At 71.8% G+C, this 19561-nt stretch carries 13 protein-coding genes and 1 pseudogene; 5 read left to right on the forward strand and 9 right to left on the reverse strand.

All coding sequences use genetic code 11. The features are described 5' to 3' along the window. Positions 1-292 precede the first annotated feature (292 nt). Positions 293-1030, forward strand: a pseudogene (locus AB0K67_RS35635) (ABC transporter ATP-binding protein); the annotation flags it as partial. Positions 1031-1147: 117 nt separating this feature from the next. On the opposite strand, the gene AB0K67_RS35640 reads toward AB0K67_RS35635, so the two are convergent. The 3 genes from AB0K67_RS35640 to AB0K67_RS35650 all read right to left on the reverse strand — a co-directional run bounded on the left by AB0K67_RS35640 (position 1148) and on the right by AB0K67_RS35650 (position 6028). After that, positions 1148-1765, reverse strand: coding sequence for a VOC family protein (locus AB0K67_RS35640; protein ID WP_364068946.1), 618 nt, complete (start codon positions 1763-1765; stop codon positions 1148-1150). A 407-nt stretch (positions 1766-2172) separates the two neighbouring features. Beyond that, positions 2173-3630, reverse strand: coding sequence for an alpha/beta fold hydrolase (locus AB0K67_RS35645; protein WP_364068948.1), 1458 nt, complete (start codon positions 3628-3630; stop codon positions 2173-2175). A gap of 331 nt (positions 3631-3961) precedes the next feature. Beyond that, entirely contained in the window at positions 3962-6028 is a 2067-nt protein-coding gene (locus tag AB0K67_RS35650) for a prolyl oligopeptidase family serine peptidase (protein ID WP_364068950.1), read from the reverse strand. Between the two features lie 33 nt (positions 6029-6061). On the opposite strand from AB0K67_RS35650, the gene mshB reads away from it, so the two are divergent. Genes mshB through AB0K67_RS35665 form a run of 3 tightly spaced genes read left to right on the forward strand, consistent with a single transcriptional unit; the run spans position 6062 to position 7908 of the window. Beyond that, a complete protein-coding gene (gene mshB / locus AB0K67_RS35655; protein WP_364068952.1) occupies positions 6062-6967 on the forward strand; it encodes an N-acetyl-1-D-myo-inositol-2-amino-2-deoxy-alpha-D-glucopyranoside deacetylase in 906 nt (301 codons plus the stop codon). An 11-nt stretch (positions 6968-6978) separates the two neighbouring features. Continuing rightward, complete coding sequence (locus tag AB0K67_RS35660) at positions 6979-7404, forward strand: DUF6113 family protein (protein WP_364068954.1); 426 nt, start codon at positions 6979-6981, stop codon at positions 7402-7404. A 9-nt stretch (positions 7405-7413) separates the two neighbouring features. Beyond that, a complete protein-coding gene (locus AB0K67_RS35665; protein ID WP_364068956.1) occupies positions 7414-7908 on the forward strand; it encodes a flavin reductase family protein in 495 nt (164 codons plus the stop codon). A gap of 119 nt (positions 7909-8027) precedes the next feature. Here the strand turns inward: AB0K67_RS35665 and AB0K67_RS35670 are convergent, their stop codons facing one another. Then, a complete protein-coding gene (locus tag AB0K67_RS35670; protein WP_364068958.1) occupies positions 8028-8945 on the reverse strand; it encodes a hypothetical protein in 918 nt (305 codons plus the stop codon). A 201-nt stretch (positions 8946-9146) separates the two neighbouring features. On the opposite strand from AB0K67_RS35670, the gene AB0K67_RS35675 reads away from it, so the two are divergent. Continuing rightward, positions 9147-9572, forward strand: a complete 426-nt coding sequence (locus AB0K67_RS35675) for a hypothetical protein (RefSeq protein ID WP_364068960.1) — start codon at positions 9147-9149, stop codon at positions 9570-9572. Positions 9573-9662: 90 nt separating this feature from the next. On the opposite strand, the gene AB0K67_RS35680 is transcribed toward AB0K67_RS35675, so the two are convergent. The 5 genes from AB0K67_RS35680 to AB0K67_RS35700 all read right to left on the reverse strand — a co-directional run bounded on the left by AB0K67_RS35680 (position 9663) and on the right by AB0K67_RS35700 (position 19552). Next, positions 9663-12161 (reverse strand): penicillin acylase family protein, encoded by a 2499-nt coding sequence (locus AB0K67_RS35680; protein ID WP_364069130.1) that lies wholly within the window; start codon positions 12159-12161, stop codon positions 9663-9665. A gap of 112 nt (positions 12162-12273) precedes the next feature. Next, positions 12274-13533, reverse strand: coding sequence for a cysteine--tRNA ligase (locus tag AB0K67_RS35685; RefSeq protein ID WP_364068962.1), 1260 nt, complete (start codon positions 13531-13533; stop codon positions 12274-12276). Between the two features lie 21 nt (positions 13534-13554). Then, a complete protein-coding gene (locus tag AB0K67_RS35690) occupies positions 13555-15393 on the reverse strand; it encodes a sigma factor-like helix-turn-helix DNA-binding protein (protein WP_364068964.1) in 1839 nt (612 codons plus the stop codon). Between the two features lie 48 nt (positions 15394-15441). After that, positions 15442-17274, reverse strand: coding sequence for a UvrD-helicase domain-containing protein (locus tag AB0K67_RS35695; RefSeq protein ID WP_364068966.1), 1833 nt, complete (start codon positions 17272-17274; stop codon positions 15442-15444). Between the two features lie 4 nt (positions 17275-17278). Next, positions 17279-19552 carry a hypothetical protein gene (locus AB0K67_RS35700; protein ID WP_364068968.1) on the reverse strand — a complete coding sequence of 758 codons (2274 nt, stop codon included), beginning with the start codon at positions 19550-19552 and terminating at the stop codon, positions 17279-17281. Positions 19553-19561 lie beyond the last annotated feature (9 nt).

The following is a 19561-nucleotide window of genomic DNA, read 5'->3' on the forward strand; positions in this document are numbered from 1 at the left end:
GGCCGCTGCCACCGGTGCTGTGACCGCCGCCACGAGCCCGGCGACCGCCTCGAGCAGCACAGTCCCCGCCCTCGCCTCCGCTGATGTTGCGGCCGCTGCCACGGCTGACCGAGCGGCGACCGCCTCCGGCGAACCTGAGGCTTCAGCCGGACAGTCGGCAGGCGAGCAGGACTGCACTCTGGACGGACACGTGATGGCGGCTGCCGGCGGGCGGTCGGCGGACGAGCCCGGCGGCGCGTCGGGCGAGAGTGGTCTCGGTGAGCCGGAATCCGACGAGAACGTGTTGCGCGCTTCCGACGTCCGGTACGCCTACCGGGAAGGGCACGACGTGCTGCACGGCGTGTCCCTGACCGTCCGGCCGGGGGAGCGGCTGGCCGTGGTGGGGCCGTCGGGGGCGGGTAAGTCCACGCTCGGACGGCTGCTGGCCGGCATCCACGGCCCCCGCACCGGGTCCGTCACCGTCGGCGGCGTGCCGCTGGTGGAGCTGCCGCTCGACGAGCTGCGCGGCCAGGTCGCCCTCGTCACCCAGGAACACCACGTGTTCAAGGGCACCATCCGCGACAACCTCATCATCGCCCGCCCGGACGCCGCCGACTCCGCGGTCGTCGCGGCGCTCAAGGCCGTGGACGCCCTCGACTGGGTGCTGGACCTGCCCGACGGCCTGGACACCGAGGTCGGCTCCGGCGGCCACGCCGTGTCACCAGCTCAGGCCCAGCAGCTAGCGCTGGCCCGGCTCGTACTCGCCGACCCGCACACCCTCGTCCTGGACGAGGCCACCTCCCTCATCGACCCCCGGGCCGCCCGCGACCTCGAACGTTCCTTGGCCGCCGTCCTGGAAGGCCGCACGGTCATCGCCATCGCCCACCGCCTCTACACCGCCCACGACGCCGACCGGGTGGCGGTTGTCGAGGACGGCCGGATCACGGAGCTGGGCTCGCACGACGAACTGGTCGCGGCGGGCGGCTCGTACGCGGCACTCTGGCGCAGCTGGCACGGCAACCCCAACTCCAACCCCAGCACTGAGTCCTGATTCGGTCCTCGGTCCCGACGGTCCGCCTGCAGGTAGGCGGTCGAAACCAACCTGAGGAGTTCCGCGCTGCCTGCAAGGTCACCCGTGGACGGAACGGGGTCGGGCCCGGGTGCTGGGTCAGGTGAGGGTGAGGGAGCCGCGGTCGGTTCTCAGGACGGCGGTGAGGGTGGGGGTGGTGCCGTGGTCGAGGTCGAGGTCGAGGTGGACGTCCAGGGCCGAAAGGTCGCGGCGTATCGCCTCGGGGTCGGGATGGCGGGCGCGGAACGACGTCAGCTCGACCGTCGGCAGGCCCGTCTCCGTGGGATGGCGGGTGGCGCCCCAGTCGATGAGGAAGGGCACCAGGCCCGCCTTGGACGGTGGGGTGAGCCGCCAGCTCAGCAGCTCGCCGGAGGGCGTGTGGCGGGACATGTCCTGGGGGTCGCCGGGGTCGTAGCCCCGCTCGCGGGCACGGGCGACCGCCGCGTCGATGTCCGTCACCGCCGCCGCCCACGTCACCAGCCGTGCCATGGTGAGCGTGTCGATGCCGAACGGACGCGGCCCGGTCGGCGGCTCCTGCTCCGGATCCGGGCCGATGATCTCCAGGTACGCCCTGCCGCCCAGGCCGAGCAGCCGGTTGCGGGTGCCGAGCCCTGGATGTCGCCCGCCCTCCACCATCTGTACGTCGAGCTGCTGCTCGATCTCGGCCACGGTGGTGTCGAGGTTGGGAGTGGCGTAGACAAGGTGATCCAGCGTCATGTCTGCATTCCAACATCCCTTGATGGTGTGTCGGGGACCGGGGTGCCATCAGGGATCCGGGGTGCCATCAGGGATCCGGGCGTCATCAGGGGATCGGGTGTCATCAGCGGCGCTGTTGCTGGGTGGTTGTGTCGGGTTGGGGTTCTGTTCCTCTTTGGTGCTTCTCGGTCGTCCTGCTGGCTTCCCGGTCGTCCGGTCAGCTTTTCGCTTATCCGGGTGGTTTCTTGGTCGTGCGGGCGGCTTCTCGTTTGTCCGGGTGGTTTCTTGGTCGTGCGGGCGGCTTCTTGTTTGCCCGGTTGGGTTCTCGGCGTCCGCGCGGCTTCTCGGTTGTCCGAGTGGCGTCTTGGTCTCCGGGGTCAGCGCCTCGTGCTCGACGGGGGGAGGGAACCTCGTGGTTCTCGCCGCGGTCAGCACGTCGTGGTCTTGGAGGGGAGGGCGCGGGTGGTCAGGTACGTGTCGATGTGGTCGCGGGCGCAGGCGTTGGTGCCGTAGAGGGTGTGGCCGGGGCCGTCGTGGCGGATGACGACGCTGCCGGGGACCTGGGAGAGCACGCGCTGCGCCGAGTCCGACTCGTGCCAGGCGCCCGCGCCGAGCAGCGGCGGCAGGCCCTTAGGCAAGGTGGTCGGCGGATTGGTCACCGGGACGGGCCAGCCGATGCAGTTGAGGGTGGCCGAGGCCGGGGTGTTGGCGGCCCCCGTGTTGGGCGCGAGCTTGCGGAGCCTGGCCAGAGTGGTCATCAGCTCTTTGCGGGTGGCGGGGCGAGGCCAGTCGGTGCACTCGGTGACCGGGGTGGCCTGGTCGGGGTAGCGGGCGCCCTTGGCGGGGACGAAGCCCGAGGCGTCGCCCTTGGCGGCCTTGCGGATGGCCTCGGCGAGCTTGGGCCAGGCGGTCTCACCCTGGCGGGCGAGGCCGAGGGCGAAGGACTGGAGGTCGATGGCCCGGTAGGCGACGTTCGCCGTGCCGGTGGGGACGGGGGAGCGGTCGGCGCGGGCGATCAGCTTGCGCCAGAGGGCTCGTACGTCACCACAGCCGTTCGCGGCGCACCACGTGAAGAAGCGCCGCATGGACTGCTCGTTGGACTTCGCCGTCGCCTCCAGCTCGCGGGTCCAGTCGGCGGCGCTGTGGTTGAGCGTGCCGTCGAGGACCATCGTGCGGACGCGGTCAGGAAAGAGGCGGGCGTACGCCTGGCCGTAGAAGCCTGCGTAGGAGGCGCCGTAGAAGTTGAGCTTGTCCGCGCCCAGGGCCTTCCTGATCGCCTCCATGTCCCTGGCGTGGTCGGCCGAGCTCATGTTGGCGAACAGCTCAGGGTCTTTGAGCCGGCAGGCTTCGGCGTAGCCGCGGTTGGTGTCGGACAGGCGGCCGAAGTCGGCGTCGTCGCGCGGCACGGCGGCGATGGGGATGCGGGTCCACGAGCAGGGCAGGCCGGTGCTCAGGCCCCCGAACTGCTCGCCGTAGCCGCGGGTGTCCCACGTGATGACGTCCATGTGGCGGCGGAGCTTCGTCCACCAGTCGGCGAGCGAACGCGTCATGGCGATGCCCGGGGCTCCCGGACCGCCGTACGCCACCAGAACCTGGCCCTTCGACGGGCCGGTGGCCTTGAGCCTGCCCACCTTGAGGGTGATCTTCCGCCCCTCGGGTTTCCGCCAGTCGACCGGCACCTCTAGGTCGGCGCAGTCCATCTCCGTGCCCCCGCCGCCCGTCTCGCCGCTCTGGCAGGGTCGCCAGTTGAGCGACGACCGGGAGCCGACCGTGGTCGCCCCGGAAGCTTGTGCCTCTGCGGCGGTCGAGGGTTGCTGCAAGGTAGTGGCGGGCTGGTGGAAGGGCGTGGTGAGCAGGGTCAAGGCCACGGTCAGGGGCTTCAGCATGGCGATCACGATGCCGGAGCCGGGGCCGGGTTCGCGTCGGACCAGGGTTTGGTTTTCAGGGGCCTGTTGTACGACCTGGGTTCGACAGACCCCAGTCCGCCTGCCGTCCCTCCGCCGTTCAGCCCGCCATACGCCGCATCGCCCGTCAGTCCGCCGTACGCCGCACTGCCCGTTAGTCCGCCGTACGCCGCATCGCTCGTTAGTCCGCCGTACGCCGCATCGCCCGTCAGCCCGCCGTACGCCACGCCGCACGTCCCGCCTTCCCTCGTCCCCGTACGCGAAAAAGGCCGGGCGGGACACGAATCCCGCCCGGCCTTCCGCGTGAAGACCGCTAGCCCAGCGTCTTCTTCAGGAAGTCCACCTGCAACAGCAGCAGGTTCTCCGCCACGACCTCCTGCGGCGTCATGTGCGTCACCCCCGACAGCGGCAGCACGCTGTGCTGCCGCCCGGCCGCCAGCAGCGCGGAGGACAGGCGCAGCGTGTGGGCGGACACGACGTTGTCGTCGGCCAGGCCGTGGATGAGGAGGAGGGGGCGTTCGAGCTTGGCCGCGTCGGCGAACAGCGACGACTTCTCGTAGACCTCCGGCTGTTCGTTGGGGTCGCCGAGGTAGCGCTCGGTGTAGCAGGTGTCGTACAGCCGCCAGTCGGTCACCGGCGCGCCCGCCACGGCGGCGTGGAAGACGTCGGGGCGGCGCAGGACGGCGAGCGCCGCCAGGAAGCCGCCGAACGACCAGCCGCGGATGGCGACCCGCGACAGGTCGAGGTCGTCGGGGTACTGCTCGGCGACGCCCTGCAGCGCGTCGATCTGGTCCTCGAGCGCGGGGGTGGCGAGGTCGTTGAGCACGGCGCGCTCGAAGTCGACGCCTCGCCCGGGGGTGCCGCGGCCGTCGGCGACGATGACGGCGAAGCCCTGCTCGGCGAACCACTGGCTCTCCAGGTACGAGGCCCGCCGGTTGAGCACCCGCTGGGCGTGCGGGCCGCCGTACGGGTCCATCAGCACGGGCAGCTTGCGCGAGCCCGGCTCGTGCCAGGAGGGCAGCACCACGGCGGTGGCCAGCTCGCGCCGGCCGGAACGGCCGATGGAGACCCGCAGGTCGAGGCCCGGAGGCTCGGCGAAGGACGGGATCGGTACGGCCATCCCGTCGCGGCGTACGACCGTCGTGGAGACCCCTTCGGCGTCGAGGCTCTGCTCGGTCAGCACGCCGACACCGCCCGCCATGCGTCCGGAGAACACCCCGGACCGGGTCGAGACGGGCAGCAGCGAGTGGCCGTCCCACGTCCAGAGCTGGATCTCGGTGGGGTCGCCGCTCGCGGTGAACAGCACGCTGTCGTGATCGACGTCGAGCACGGCGCGCACCTGGAGGGTCGGCGGCGTGACGGCGCGGTCGCCGACGAACAGCCGGTGGCCGCCCTCGGAGTTGGCCACCCACACCAGGGAGCCGTCGTCGAGGTGGGCGGGCACGCCGGGCACGATGTCGACCCAGGCGGGGTCGGTGTCCTCGCGGACGAGCGTCTTGGCGCCGCTGGCCGGATCGACCTCGAACAGCCGCATCGTGCGCTGGTCGCGGGTGAGCGTGACGATCGACAGCGCGTGGGCGTCCCAGGCCGCGTTGGCGAGGTACTCCTCCTCGTATGGCACCCCCACCCGCGAGCCGTCGAGCCCCAGCACGTAGAGCTCGGTGATCGCGTTGGGCGTGCCGGCGGCGGGATAGCGCTGGGCGGTCGCGGGACGGTCGGGGTTGGCCGGGTCGGCGATGTGCCACACCTGGACGGGCGCCTCGTCGGCGCGCTCGACCAGCAGCGCGTCGCTCTGCGGCGACCACCAGAAGCCGCGCATCCTGTCCATCTCCTCGGCGGCGATGAACTCGGCCAGCCCGTACGTCACCGTCGGCGACTCCGGCTCGGCCAGCGCGCGGTCATGGCCGGACGCGAGGTCCTGGACGCGCAGCGCGCCGCCCGTCACATAGGCGACATGCCGCCCGTCGGGGGACAGGCGGGGGTCGATGACCGCCCCTGGCGTCTCCAGCCTGCGCGTCCGCCCGCCGGCCAGCTCCGCCACATAGAGCTGCCCGGACAGCGCGAAGCAGACCTTGCTCACGTGGAAGTCGGTGGCGTACGCGACGATGCCGCCCGCCGCCTCCCTGCTGCGCTCGCGCCTTGCCCGCTCCTCCGGCGGAAGGTTCTCCTCGTCCTCGCCGTGCAGCTCGCGCGGGTCGACGACCAGGCGCTCGACGTGGGTCTCGGTGTCGAGCTCCCACAGACAGGTCACCGGATCGGTGCCCGTCTTCGTACGCAGGAACACCACCCGGCCGCCGTCCGGGGAGATCGTGAAGCCTCTGGGAACGCCCAGCGTGAAGCGGCGGGTCCTGGCATTCAGGCGCGGGAAGCTCTCGCTCATGGCCTCAATCCTGCCATTGCTACGCTCGTGACCATGACTGACCGACGGCTGCTGCTCGTGCACGCCCATCCGGACGACGAGTCGATCGGCACCGGCGCCACCATCGCGAAGTACGTCGCGGAGGGCGCCCACGTGACGCTCGTGACGTGCACGCTCGGCGAGGAGGGGGAGATCATCCCCGGCGATCTCGCGCACCTGGCGGCCGATCGTGACGACGCGCTCGGGCCGTACCGCGTCGGCGAGCTGGCCGCCGCCTGCCAGGCGCTCGGCGTGGAGGACCACCGCTTCCTCGGCGGGCCCGGCCGCTGGCGCGACTCGGGCATGATGGGCGTCGCCTCCAACGACCACCCGAGGGCGTTCTGGCGCGCCGACCTCGACGAGGCGGCGGGGGAGCTGGTCAAGGTCATCCGCGAGGTACGCCCCCAGGTCCTGGTCACGTACGACGACAACGGCTTCTACGGTCACCCCGACCACATCCAGGCGCACCGGGTTTCGCGCAGGGCGTTCGAGCTGGCGGCGAAGCCCGGCTACGGCGAGGGCGAGCCGTGGCAGATCGCGAAGTTCTACCACACCGCCGTCCCCCGATCGATCCTGCGGCGCGGCACGGAGGCGCTGCGCGAGGCCGACACCGGCTTCCTCATCGAGGACGTCGACGACATGCCGTTCGGCTGCGCCGACGAGGAGGTCACCACCGAGATCGACGCGCGGCCCTGGATCGGCAACAAGATCGAGGCCATGCGCGCCCACGCCACCCAGATCACCGTCCGCCCGCCGTGGTACGCCCTGTCCAACGACATCGGCCAGGAGATCCTCGGCGTCGAGCACTACAGGCTGGCCATCGGCGTCCCGGGTCCCTCGGTGCCGGGACCGCCGGTCGAGGCCGGGGGCCTCGGTGAGCCGCACAACCGCGAGAACGATCTGTTCGCGGGCATCCACTAACCTCGTTCGACATGGAACATCGCAGCCAAGCCGAATCGGCGCTCGGCGGCGCCGCGTACGGCATGCTGTTCGTGCTCGGCGTCGTCATGGCGGTCGTGGGCGGGTTCACGCATCCGGAGTGGCAGGTCGGGCCGGTGCCCGGCGCGGCCGTGCTGTGGGTGCTGGCGCTGTTCGGGGTGAGCCTGGGCGCGGGCAAGCTGATGAGCGCGCGGCTCGGGGCCATGGCGACGGCGCTCGGGTGGCTGCTGGTGACGATGCCGTTCACGCTGGAGCTGGGCTCGGGCGACCTGGTGATCGCCGCCGGCACTCCGGGTTACGTCTACCTGTACGGCGGTTTGGTGAGCCTTGTCGCGGCTTATCTGCTTTCGCCCTCGTCAGGAGGCGGTTCGTGGCTTTTGCGGGGGTACCCCGTTAAAGAACCAGACCTAAAGGCATAAAGTATCTGAGTGCATTCCACAGAGCGGCACGTAGACCCTGCAACTTTCCGTAAGGTCGTCGGCCGCTTCGCCACCGGAGTCGCGATCGTCACGACCAGGCGTGGCGATGCCGATCACGCGATGACGATCAACTCCTTCACCTCCGTCTCGCTCGATCCCCTGCTTGTGCTCTTCTGCGCGGAGAAGATCGCGCGCTTCCACGACGCCGTGCTGGAGGCCGGGGTGTGGGGCGTCTCGGTGCTGCCGGCCACCATGGAGGACGCCTCCCGCTTCTTCGCCCACCGCGGCCGGCCGCTCAACGGACAGCTCGCCACCTGGGCCCACCACCGGGGCGAGTCGGGCGTCGCGCTCTTCGACGACGCCATCGCCACCCTGGAGTGCACGACCACGGCGGTGCACGACGGCGGTGACCACTCGATCGTGGTGGGCGGTGTGACGGCGCTCGGCACCCCGTCGGGCGCCGCGCCCCTGCTGTACCACGAGGGCCGCTACAAGTCGCTGTGACGTTCGGCCCGCGCCGGACGGAGGATGCGGACGTGTGACGGGCCAGGCGCTGCCGGCCTGGCCCGTTCACTGTGCGATGAGGTGTCCCGGCGATGAGCCGGGTGACCCCGTGCGGGGCGTTACTGAACCGGGACGCTCCCCGTCTGGGACGGATCGGGCGCCGTGCTCTCGGTCGGAGTCTCCGTCGATGTCGGGGTCTCCGTGGGGACGCTGGTTTCCGTCGGGGTCGGTTCCTCCGTCGGTTCCTGTGTCGGTTCCTCCGTCGGCTGCTCCGCCGGAGGCTCCGACGGCGGTGGGCAGGTCGGGATCGTGTCCGTCGGGGTCTCGGAGGGGGTCTCGGAGGGGGTCTCGGACGGGGTCTCCGTCGGGACGCCGGTGGGCGTCTCGGTCGGGAGGACCGGCACGGAAGGCGACGGGGCCGCCGTGTCCGTGGGGGTGTCCGGAGGCGTTTCCGCAGGAGTCTGCGTCGGGGCCGGAGCCGGGGTCTCCGTGGGGGTGGTCCCGTCCGTCGGAGGCGTGGAGACCGTGGGAGCGGGCGTCTCCGCCGGGTCGGAGGGCGGGACGGACTCCGTGGGCTCCACGTACGGCTGACAGGTGACGGTCACGGTGGGCCCGGGTTCGGTCACGGTGACGGTCTCGCGTACGGTGACGGTGGGCAGCGGCGCCACGATGACGGTCGGCTCCCCGCGCTTCCTGTACGTGCCCCGGCCCAGCCGGGCCTTGGCGGTGCCCTGGCCGCCGACCACGATCAGGTCGACGCCGGCCGTCTTGCACGACCGTCTCTTGCACACCCGCTGCTTGATGTTGAAGAAGGCCGCGCTCTCATGGGTGACCGAGACGTTCAGATAGGAGACACCCCTTCGCTTGACCACCTTCGTCTCGGCGGTGAACTCCCCGCTCGTGGGGCTCTCCGTCGGGGTGGGGGCCGGGGTCAGGGTCTCGGCGGGCGGCGGCGACGTCGTGGTGGACGCCGTGGGGGGCGTCGCGGGCGGTGAGGCCGTGGGGTCTGCCGTCGTGGGGTCTACGGCTAAGGCCACACGCTGTTGGGAGGGGTTACCAGTCAGTTGGAGGGGTTCGGACGACGATGTCTGGGTGATTGCGACTCCACCGGCTCCTGCCAGTGCGACGGTGCCGAGAAGTGCGCCCAGGATTGAGAATCTCATAATCCTGCTCTTGTGGGAGATTTCAGGACGGGTCTCGTTGGTCCGACTTGTCAACCTTGGTCAAGACTGAGACGCATGGACGGACGCTTCCGGTTCCGGCGTGTGGCGAACTATGTGAATCTTTCTACGCCACTCGGATTGCTGATCGCCGTCATCGGCGGCGCGACCAGGCGACCCGGCCCGAACGGGCTCATCCTGGCCTTCGGCTACCGCTACCGCTTTCCCGCCGCCGCGGCCTTCACCGTTGGAAATGTGGTCCTGACCAGGAGAAACGCACTCAGTGAGCGGCTTGTCCTGCATGAAGGCCGGCATGCGACGCAGTGGGCCTGGTGCCTCGGGCTGCCCATGCTGCCGCTCTATCTGCTGGCCATGCTGGTGTCCGTCATGGTCTGCGGTAATCCGGCGGCGTACAACATCTTCGAACGATCAGCCGATTTGGACGACGGCGGTTATCCGCGCAAAGCGGTGTGGTGGCGCAGGAGGAATGGCAGCCAGGGTTGACTCGATTTTGTCAAGAGCGCGGCTCGGCTGGAGCGCCGGCGCGATCCCGGCGGCGGCCCCCGCTGCGTAGCGGGGGCCCGGGAGAGCCGGTCAGGGGTTGAGCTTCAGGGTGTGGGCGGCGGCCTTCTTCACGGCGGCCTCGGACGAGTACATCGGCATCAGGTCGCCGCGCGCCCATGCCTCCGCCTGGTCCCAATAGTTCTCGTGGTACGCGTGCCCCGACGCCCCCGTCAGGTTGATCCACTGCGACTTGTCCAGGTCGGCCAGGTCCACGACCATCCGCATCGACGGCACCGCCGTGATCTCGTACCCGTTCTGAACGTTCCACCCGGTCGCGTTCACCGCGTCCTTACCGCCCGGGACCTTCAGCGGCCCCCGGTTGAACAGCGCCTCGATCGGCGCGATGCCGGAGGTGCCGAGCGAGCCGTTGACGAGTTCGAGCGTGTGCAGGTCGCCCCAGCGCCACGCCCTGACGTCCTCGCCGAGCCGGTCGGCGAGCTCCTGGTGCGCGGAGGCCATGGCCTGGCGCAGGATGTCGTCGCGGGTCTCGGTGTAGTTCTTCGTGGTCACGTCGTCCCAGAACGGGTCGTCGGGGGCGTCGAGCAGCCGCCTGACCACCTCGTACCAGCGGTCGCCGCCGGTCGGCCTGGCCCCTTCCGGCAGGTCGTCGTTGAAGGTGAGGATGAGCAGCTGCCGCCAGACGGCGTTGAAGTAGGCCGCGGCCGCCGAGTCGAGGCTCTGTGACCGGTCCCACGACTTCAGCAGGTCCCTCGCCTGTACGGCGGGGCCGGCCAGGTCCACCTTCAGCAGGGCGGGCACCAGCGTGTCGGCGAAGCCGTTGTGGGTGTCCTGCTGGATGCGGGCCATGGTGGCCGCGTCGATGGGGCCCTTCTTGATGGCCTCGCGGATGAGCGTGCGGATGCGCTCGGAGCGGTAGCCGTAGGACCAGTCCTGGGTGAGCAGGGGCTGGTAGCGGCTGGGGTCGATGACGGCGTTGTTGGCGGTGACGATGAAGCCGTCCGCCGGGTCCTCGATGCTCGGGAGCTGGTCGTACGGGATGGGCGCGGGCTTCCAGTCGTACTCGCCGGTCCAGCCGGGCACGGGCCAGGTGCCGTCGCCGTTCTCGCGTACGGGGATGCGCCCAGGCGCCTGATACCCGATCTTGCCGGAGGTGTCGGCGTAGATCAGGTTCTGGGCGGGCACCTCGAACAGCGCGGCCGCGGCCTTGAACTCGTCCCAGTCCTTCGCCCTGTTGAGCGCGAAGAGGGCGTCGGCCGTCCGTCCCGGCGTCAGGGCGGTCCACTGCAGCGCCACCGCGTTGGCCTCGCCGCTCGGCTTCGCGCTCGGGATCACCTCGTTGATGAGCGGCCCGTGCACGGTGCTCCTGACGGTCAGCGTGACCGTCTTGCCGCCGGCGACCTTGATCTTCTCCTCGCGGACGTCCAGCGGGAGCTGCTGGCCCTTGTACAGGTACGCGTCGCCCTCGACCTGTTCGAGGAAGAGGTCGGCCACGTCGGGCCCCAGGTTGGTGAACCCCCACGCGATCTTGTCCGTGTGGCCGATGATCACGCCGGGCACGCCGGAGAAGGTGAACCCCGTGACGTCGTACGGGCACTCCTCGCTCACCTTCCTGCAGTGCAGCCCCGCCTGGTACCAGACGGACGGCATCTGCGGCGACAGGTGCGGGTCGTTGGCGAGGAGCGGCTTGCCGCTCGCGGTGTACTCGCCGGAGATCACCCACGAGTTCGACCCGATGCCCGCGAGGTCGCCGGAGCTCATCGTGCTCGGGATGTTCGACAGCGTCTTGGCGGCCTGCGCGAGCGCCCGCCTGGTGGCGTTCTGCTGCGTGGGAGGCGGCTCGGGGTGCTGCTCGAAGCGGCCCTGGCGGATGCCGCCCTCGTTGACGATCGGCGCGTGCCGGTCGTACGGGTAGCCGGGCCAGAGCTGCTCGACCCGCTCCCTGGGCAGCTTGGTCGCCGCCAGCGCGCGGTCGATCTCGTCCTCCATGTTGGTGCGCAGGTCCCACGCCATGGCCTTCAGCCACGCCAGCGAGTCGACCGGCGTCCACTTCTCCGGCTTGCCACCGCTGCCTTGGAGCTTGAGCAGCGAGTACTCCAGGCTGCGGTCGGAGGCGTTCGGGTTGGCGGACAGCCAGGCGTTGACGCCCTTCGCGTACGCGGCCAGGTAGTCCCGCGTCTCCTGGGCCAGCTCGGGCAGCTCCTGTTCGGCGACCCGGCGCCAGCCCATGGTGCGCAGCGCCTTGTCGTTGTCGAGGGTGGCCTCGCCGTAGAGCTCCGACAGGCGGCCGGCGGTCAGATGGCGGCGGAAGTCCATCTCGTAGAAGCGGTCCTGGGCGTGCACGAAGCCCTGGGCCATGAACAGGTCGGCAGCGGTGTCGGCATAGATGTGCGGGATTCCTGATTTATCGCGATAAATCTCCACACTTCCTGACAAACCGGGCAGCCGTAACGACCCGTCCACTTGCGGGAACGACCTGCGCACCGTGTAGACGAACACCCCTGCCAGCACCACCGCAAGCGCCAGCAGGACGATCACCACCCGAGCGAACCACCGCAGGGGCCACGGCATCCACGCAAAGGGCCTCACCGCCACCTCCTTCATGCCGAACTGGCATCAAGTTTGGCAGTTCGCGATCACTCCTCAGACCCGGAGCCGACATCGTCGCAGGTCAAAGCGGTGCTCAGGTCCAGATCTGACCTTCGGGAGCGTCGGTCACGCGAACGCCGAGATCGGCAAGCTCCGCACGCAGCCGGTCGGCCGCCGCCGCGTCACCGGCCTCCTTGGCCCGCTCCCGCGCGGCCAGCAGCTCACCGGCACCCGGCGGCAGGACGTGCGGCTTGCCGATGTCGCTCGACAGGTCGAGCCCCAGCAGGGAGTCGAGGTGCAGGAACGTCTCGAACTTCGCACCCGGGGCCACCGAGGCGTCCAGCTCCAGCTCGCGCAGCACCCGCAGGGCGGCGGGGGTGTCGAGATCGTCGGCGAAGGCGGACTCGGCACGCTCGGCGTACGCGGTGGCCATGGGCGCGCTGACCGACTCCGACCACTCCGCCACCCTGGCCCGCCACCGGCGCACCAGGCCGTCGGCGGCGCGCAGCGCGTCCCACGTCAGGTCGAGCGGCTCGCGGTAGCGGCGCTGCAGGAACGCCATGCGCACGGCGAGCGGGTCGAGCCCGGCCTCGGTCACCTCGGAGAGCGGCGGAGAAGCGGACCCGCCGAACAGCACGGGCCCGGCGTGCGCCCAGTGGCGCGTCACCTCGTGCCCGGCGGCCGCGTCGGACTGGGCGCGCACGTTCTCATGGTGGGGGAAGAGCAGGTCGCCGCCGCCGGTGTGGACGTCGATCCTGGCGCCCAGGAAGCGCAGGGACAGGGCCGAGCAGCCGACGTGCGGCCCAGGAAGGCCGCGCCCCCACGGCGCCTGCCAGGCCGCCTCGCCGCCGGCGGGCTCCCACAGCGCCCAGTCGCCGGGGAACCGCTTGCGCTCATCGGCGAGGGCGTGCTCGTCGGGCTTGCCACCGGAGAGCTCCCCGTAGGCAGGGAAAGCGCGTACGTCGAAGAACACCGATCCATCGGCCGCCGCGTACGCGTGCCCCTTCTCAAGAAGCGCGGCGATCAGCCCGATGACCGGCTCGGCAGACTCGCCGACCCGGGGCGCGTACTCGGGAGGGCGGACATTGAGCGCGGCGGCGTCGGCCGCGAACGCCTCCGCACGCTCGCGCGCAAGCTCAGGCGGCACGCCGAGGTCACTGACGCCCTGGCAGGCCACGACCCGCACCCTGCGCCGCTCCAGCAACCGCCTGATGAGGTCGGACAGCACGGAGGCACGCAGATCGCCCACGTGCGCACGGAGCCGGACATCGGGCCCGCACGCGTACATCCGCAGCGCCTGCCCGGCGGCGATCTCCTCGATCCGCCCGGAGCGCGTGTTGTGGATCCGCACCATCACCCGAGCTTAGCCCGGCCGTCAGACGCCGAGGAAACCGAGGATGTCCCTGTCGCCGCGCTCGCGCAGCCTGGCGATCACCTCTTCGCGGGTCGCGTTGTCGGACAGCCCGATCCTGGCGCCGATGAGCCGCAGGCCCTCCATCTCGGAGCTGACCGGCGCGGTGTAGCCGAGCAGGTAGAGCGCCCGGTTGACGGGCGGCATGCCGGGAGGGGCGGCGGGCAGGTAGCGGGTCAGCAGCTCGCCGCCGTCGGAGACGGTGAGGAAGACGTGGTCGCCCTCGCTCGCCTTGTACTCCAGCAGCACGTTCCTGATCGAGCCCATGGTCGGCTGGTTGTGCCAGCTGATCACCACGTCGCCCGACGGCGCGGAGGCCGTGAGCTGCCCGCCGGGCGCCATCCCGAGGTAGGCGGCGAACCCGGTCGGCAGCGGCGAGCCGGAGCCGCGCAGGTGCTCGGCGTTGATGTCCACCCGGTGCCACCAGCGGCCGTCGCGGGAGCGGAAGCTGCGCCGCGTCTCCGAGACGTCCTTGCGCGGCTGGTACGGCTCCACCTCGCCGGTCGGCGACGTGCCCGCGACCCTGATCCAGCCGCGCTGCGTCCGCTCGAACCCCGGGCCGCCCGCGTAGGCGCGCACCGAGCTCTCGCTGACGTCGTAGCGCGAGGTCAGGTTGGCCACGATGGCGCTCACCGGGGCCTCGCCGCCGGCCCGCTCGATCTCCCTGACGATCATCTCGCGGATGCCGAGGTACTCGTCGCCGCCCCAGCGCGTGAGCCCGTACTTGTTGCGGTCGACCCGGCGGAACCGGTCGTCGGCGGTGAGCTGGTTGCGGATGCCGACGAGGCTGTAGTCCTCGCCGATGCGCTCCTGGATCTCCTCAGGCGACAGCGGCGTGCCCGCCACCGCCAGCACCGCCTCGGCCTTCTCGTTGATGCTGCGCGGCCACGGCACCACGTGCTGGCCGAGCACGCGCAGCTGCGGCACGGCCAGGATCCACCGCTCGGCGAGGTCCTCGCGCACGCCGAGCTGCGACACCATGGCGATGGCCTCGGGCAGCGGGCGCGGTCCGTCGGCGAAGAGCTGGCGGGTCTTCTCCCGCAGGTCGTCGGCGCCGCCCGCGACCAGCCAGCCGTCCGACTCCTCGTAGCCGGTCAGCAGCGTACGGACGAAGCGCCAGGCCGGGATGCCCAGCGAGCGCAGCTCGGCGCGGTGCCACGGCACGGCCGCCTGGAGATCGTCGGCCGGCACCGCCGAGCCCAGCCGCCCGCGCAGCCACGAGACGTGGGCGACCAGCGCGGCGGCCTCGGGCTTGCCCAGCCACGCGTCCACGTGCTCGCGCAGGTCGCGTTCGATCTGCCGGATGCGCTCGCGGGTGACCGAGAAGCGCTGGGCCAGCTCGTCGAGCGTGACCCTGCGGGTGGCGTACAGCCGGTCGCGGGCGATGGCCCGCTGCCGGTCGTCCAGCCCGCCGAACAGCTCGTCGATCAGGTCGGGCAGCGGCTTGTCCGGCCGGGACGGCGCGGCCTCGGGCGCGGGTTCGAGCAGCCGGTCGAAGACGCCGGTGAACAGCTTCTGTACCACGTCCCTGCCCAGGGCCTCCGGCGTCCGCTCGGCCTCGGCGGGGTCGGAGAAGCGCAGCAGGGGCAGGATGTCGCCGAGCATGAGATGCCCCCAGCAGGCCGCGGCGAGGTCGGCCAGGTGGCCCGCCACGGTCTGCGTGCCGATGATGGCGCACGCCCGATCGAGCGGGATCGCCTGCCACCAGGCCTCGGGCAGCTGGGGCTCCTCCACGATCGGCGCGATCTGACCAGGAGAGGTCCAGCGCAGGGGTGGAGCGAGGTCGCTCAGGCTGAGGTTCATTGAGGTCCAACCGGCAATGGGAATATATCCGCAGTTCAGACTATGTGATCAGAGGGGTAGAAACGGGCTGCCCCTTCCGGAATGGGAGATATAGAGGATCGAACGGGCACGCGTGCAAGCGACGAACAGTATGCTCCGTTCGCGCTCCAGCGCACGAGCCCGCGCGTACGGATCGGGCGGCGGATCCTGCGGCAGCGGCCGCGGCACCACGCCCTCGGCCACGCCGATCAGCGCCACCCGCTCGAATTCGAGGCCCTTGAGGTGCTGGAAGGTCAGCGCCCGCACGTCCAGGCCGTCGAGCGCCTGCTTGGCCGCGCGGACCAGCCGCTGATCGCGCGCCCCGACCGCGATCTCGTCCGGCGGCACGCCGTCGGCCAGCCACGACTCGACCGTGGTGCGCAGGCCGGCCAGCTCGGCCTCCTCCGACTCGTACGCCCTGACGACCGGCCGCTCGCCGTGGCGGGTCGCGGTGTAGTCGTACATGACGGTGGCGCCCTTGACCAGGCCGGGGGCGGGGCCGCCGCCGCGCAGCCGTACGGCGAAGGACAGCAGCTCCCGCGACAGCCGGTGTGAGACCCCGAGCATGTGCTGGTCGGCGGGGATGCCGACGGCGCCGAGCGCCACCCGCGTGTCGGTCACCCGCTGGTGCGGATCGCCCACGATGAACAGGTCGTCGCGCGCCCGCGGCACCACCGCGCGCAGCAGCCGCCACTGCGCGGGGCTGATGTCCTGCGCCTCGTCCACCACCACGTGCCGGTACGGCTTGCGCCCCGGGTCCACGTCGTCGAGCAGGTCGCCCGTGGAGATCGACAGCACCCGCAGCGCCTCGTCGGTGATCTGCGCGAGCGACCGCGACCCCGGCCCCACCAGCGCGGGACGCCGGCCCTCTGCGTCGGCCACGATGCGGATCGCCAGCCGCTCGGCGTTGTCCACCTCGATCCGCTTGCGGACCACCTCGTCGTCGATGAGCCGGTCCAGGCGGGCCGACAGCTCCTCGGCCAGGCTCTGCGAGAACGTCACCAGCAGCACCGGCCCCCTGCCCTGACCGGCCAGGTGAGCGGCCCGGTGCAGGGCCACGACCGTCTTGCCGGTGCCCGCGCCGCCGATCACCAGCACGGGATGGTCGTAGCCCGCCGCCCTGGCCAGGCGGTACTGCGCGGGACGCAGGAACGTGCACCACTCGGGCGCCTCCAGCACCCGGTCGAGCGCCACCTTGTCGGGCACGAACACCGCGCGGTCCGGGCTGCGCCGCAGCGCCGCGTACAGGTCGTCGGGGTCGATCGGGCCGGTCTCGTCGTCGGACGGCCGCAGGGTGTCCAGTTCGCGCCACGCCTCGGCCAGCGTGCCGCCTCTGGCCAGCACCGCCAGCGGCGCGTACTGGGTGGGCGGCAGCAGCGGCTCCAGCGCGGTGACGTCGGCCTCGGTCGTGATCAGCCGGAACAGCGGCAGTGCCGGCGCGTCCAGGCCGAGGCCGAGCAGGTCGCCGTCGCAGATGGCGTCGAACAGCCGGGACGGGCGCATCGAGCGGCGTAACGCGGGCTCCACCCGTTCCAGGGCCTCGGCGTCCCACTCCTCGATGACGCCGAGCACCGGGTTGACGCCGTAGCGGTGGCGGCGGGCGTACGACCACGCCTCGGGCTCGGGCAGGACGGTACGCAGCCAGTACACGTCCCGCTGCCGCACCACCACGCCCCGGTGGCCCTGCGCCAGGCGCAGGGTCGCCACCCGCGGGTCCCTGGCGCCCCGCACCCGCTCGGGATGCGGCGCGCCCGGCACGTTCAGCAGGAACCGGCGCAGCGCGACCACGGCGTTCCTGCGCACCGGCGGGGCCAGTGCGCTGAGCTCCCTGGGAAACTCAGGGCCGATCGCGAGCCGCGGCACCGGCTCAGTCCAGCAGTTCGAGCAGGTCGCGGTCCCCGCGCTCACGGAGCCTGTCGAGCAGGTCGGGCAGGGACACGGGGCCGGGCATGCCGATGCGGGTGGCGATCACCCTGGCCGCCTGCTCCCTGGTGCCGCCCGGAGCCGTGTAGCCGACAAGCCGGAGCGCCTTGGTGATCTTCTCGGCACCCGCCGCGGCCGCGGGCAGGTGCCTGGCGCGCAGCACGCCCTCGTCCGACAGCGTCAGGAACAGGTGGCCGCCCTCGCGGGCGCCCACGTCCACCAGCAGCCGCTCGATCGACTCCAGCACCGGCCTGCCGTGCCAGGACATCGTCAGCTCGCCCGCGGCGCTCCTGACCGTCTTGCTCTCGCCGGGGGACAGCCCCAGGTACGACGCGAACCCCGTGGGCAGCGCGCACTCGCCGCCCGCGAGCTGCTCGGCCGTCACGTCGATGCGCAGCCACCAGCGGCCGTCGGGCTGACGGAAGCAGCGCCGCGTCTGCGAGACGTCCTTCAGCGGCTGGTACGGCTTGTCGCCCTCGCCCGCGACACCGTTCGCATCGCCCGCCGGCGGGACGACCGGGGTGAACGCCTGGAACTGCGGCGGCCCCGGCGGCGGGGCGGGCGTCATGTGCACCGGGCCGAAGGCCGACGGCACCAGCTCCACCGGCGGCTGCGGGTACGGCTGCTGCTGGCGCTGCGCCTTCCGCCTGGGCAGCGGCTCGGCCGGGGGTTCCGGCACGGCCGGAGGCGGCGGTGGCGGCGCGAGCGCGGTCATCACGACCTGCCACGCGGGGACGTCAAGCGCCTGGATCTGCACCCGATGCCAGTCGGCCGCGGCGATCACCTGCTCCTTGGGAGCGCCCTGGCCGAGCGTCCTGACCAGCTCGTCCAGGTGCGCACGGAACGGGGCCGCCTCGTCGCTGGACAGCCACCGGTCCAGCTTGGCGCGCAGCTCGATCTCCGTGGAGATGATCTCGGCCTCGGGCACCGCGAAGAGCTTGGCGAGCTGGTCGGCCGCCGACGGCTCGTCGGTGAAGACGCGGTTCTGCGCCACCGCCCAGCTCTTGTCGTCGAGACCGGCGAAGGCGGCCTCGATGAGCTGCGGCAGCTCCTGCCCGCCGGGCTGAGCGGGCTCCTCATCGCCGTGCTGGTCCTCGGGAGTGAACTCGTAACCGGCGTGCCCGGCGCCCGCCGCCGCGACCTCGGGCTCGGGCTCCGCCTCGGCCGCTTCCTCGGGCTCGCCCGCAGCCGCCTGGGGCTCGGGCTCTGGCTCGGATCCGGCCTCCTCCTGAGGCCCGGCCGCCTCCTCGGCGAGCCCCTCGGCGCCGTGGGCCGCCTCGACCTGGGCGGGCTCGAAGGCCTCGCCGGACCCGGCGACGGCGTCCTGCTCGGAACGCTCCTCGGCGTCGCGAGCGACCTCGGCCTGGGCGACCTCGGCCTGATCTGCCTCGAATCGGTCTGCCTCGGCCTGGTCTGCCGCGGACGCCTCGTCGGCCGCTGCGACGGCCTCCTGCTCAGGAACGGCCTCCTGCTCGGGCACCGCATCAGGCAACGCATCGGGCACCGCTTCGGGCACCGCTTCGGGCGCCGCATCGGATGCCGCCTTGGCCTCGTGCGCGGCCTCGACGGCGGGAACAGCCTCCACGGAGGGGGCCGCGTCCTCGGCAAGCGCCTCTGCCGGGATCTGCGCCTCATGGGCGACCGGCTCGGGTGCGGGTGCGCCGCCGGCGACCGGCTCGGGCCGGGCCTCCGGCGCGGGAACGCCGGCGGCCGCGCGCTCGGGAGCCTCGGCGGGCGCGGGAGCCGGAGCCTCGGCGCCCGGCACGGGCATCGGCATCACGGCAGGCACGGACGCCGCCCCCGCGGGCACCACGTCCACGTCCACGTCCTCGTCGTCGGCGGGCCTGACGGGCGAGAAGCGGAGCAGCGCGGCGGAGAACAGCGTGTTGAGCACCGGCCGCGCCTGGATGAAGGGCTGATCCATCAGCTCGCGGACGGTCAGCGAGAGCAGCCCCGCCCACGAGCCGGCCCGGTCGAGCGCGATGGCGACGGCGGGCTCGTCGGCCTCTTCGGGATCCAGCACGTGCAGCGCGGGCAGCACGTCGCCGACCGCAGCCGCGGGCCAGTGCTCAAGGGCGATCTCCGTCAGCAGCTCGCCCAGCGACTCGGGGCCGATGGCCGCGAGCACCCGGGGCATGGGCAGGCTGCGCCACCACGCGTCCGGCAGATCCGGCTGCCCGGTGAGTAGCGTGATCGTCGACGCGTCGCTCCACCTCAACGGTGGTAC

It is taken from the genome of Nonomuraea sp. NPDC052634 (assembly GCF_040678535.1).
Lineage (GTDB): Bacteria > Actinomycetota > Actinomycetes > Streptosporangiales > Streptosporangiaceae > Nonomuraea > Nonomuraea fastidiosa.

Bases quoted from the DNA above. Each gene is read 5' to 3' on its own strand.
- AB0K67_RS35650 (WP_364068950.1), bottom strand. From the start codon at position 6,028: ATGAGCGAGAGCTTCCCGCGCCTGAATGCCAGGACCCGCCGCTTCACG.
- AB0K67_RS35640 (WP_364068946.1), bottom strand. From the start codon at position 1,765: ATGACGCTGGATCACCTTGTCTACGCCACTCCCAACCTCGACACCACC.
- mshB (WP_364068952.1), top strand. From the start codon at position 6,062: ATGACTGACCGACGGCTGCTGCTCGTGCACGCCCATCCGGACGACGAG.
- AB0K67_RS35675 (WP_364068960.1), top strand. From the start codon at position 9,147: ATGGACGGACGCTTCCGGTTCCGGCGTGTGGCGAACTATGTGAATCTT.
- AB0K67_RS35660 (WP_364068954.1), top strand. From the start codon at position 6,979: ATGGAACATCGCAGCCAAGCCGAATCGGCGCTCGGCGGCGCCGCGTAC.
- AB0K67_RS35680 (WP_364069130.1), bottom strand. From the start codon at position 12,161: ATGCCGTGGCCCCTGCGGTGGTTCGCTCGGGTGGTGATCGTCCTGCTG.
- AB0K67_RS35685 (WP_364068962.1), bottom strand. From the start codon at position 13,533: ATGGTGCGGATCCACAACACGCGCTCCGGGCGGATCGAGGAGATCGCC.
- AB0K67_RS35645 (WP_364068948.1), bottom strand. From the start codon at position 3,630: ATGCTGAAGCCCCTGACCGTGGCCTTGACCCTGCTCACCACGCCCTTC.
- AB0K67_RS35690 (WP_364068964.1), bottom strand. From the start codon at position 15,393: ATGAACCTCAGCCTGAGCGACCTCGCTCCACCCCTGCGCTGGACCTCT.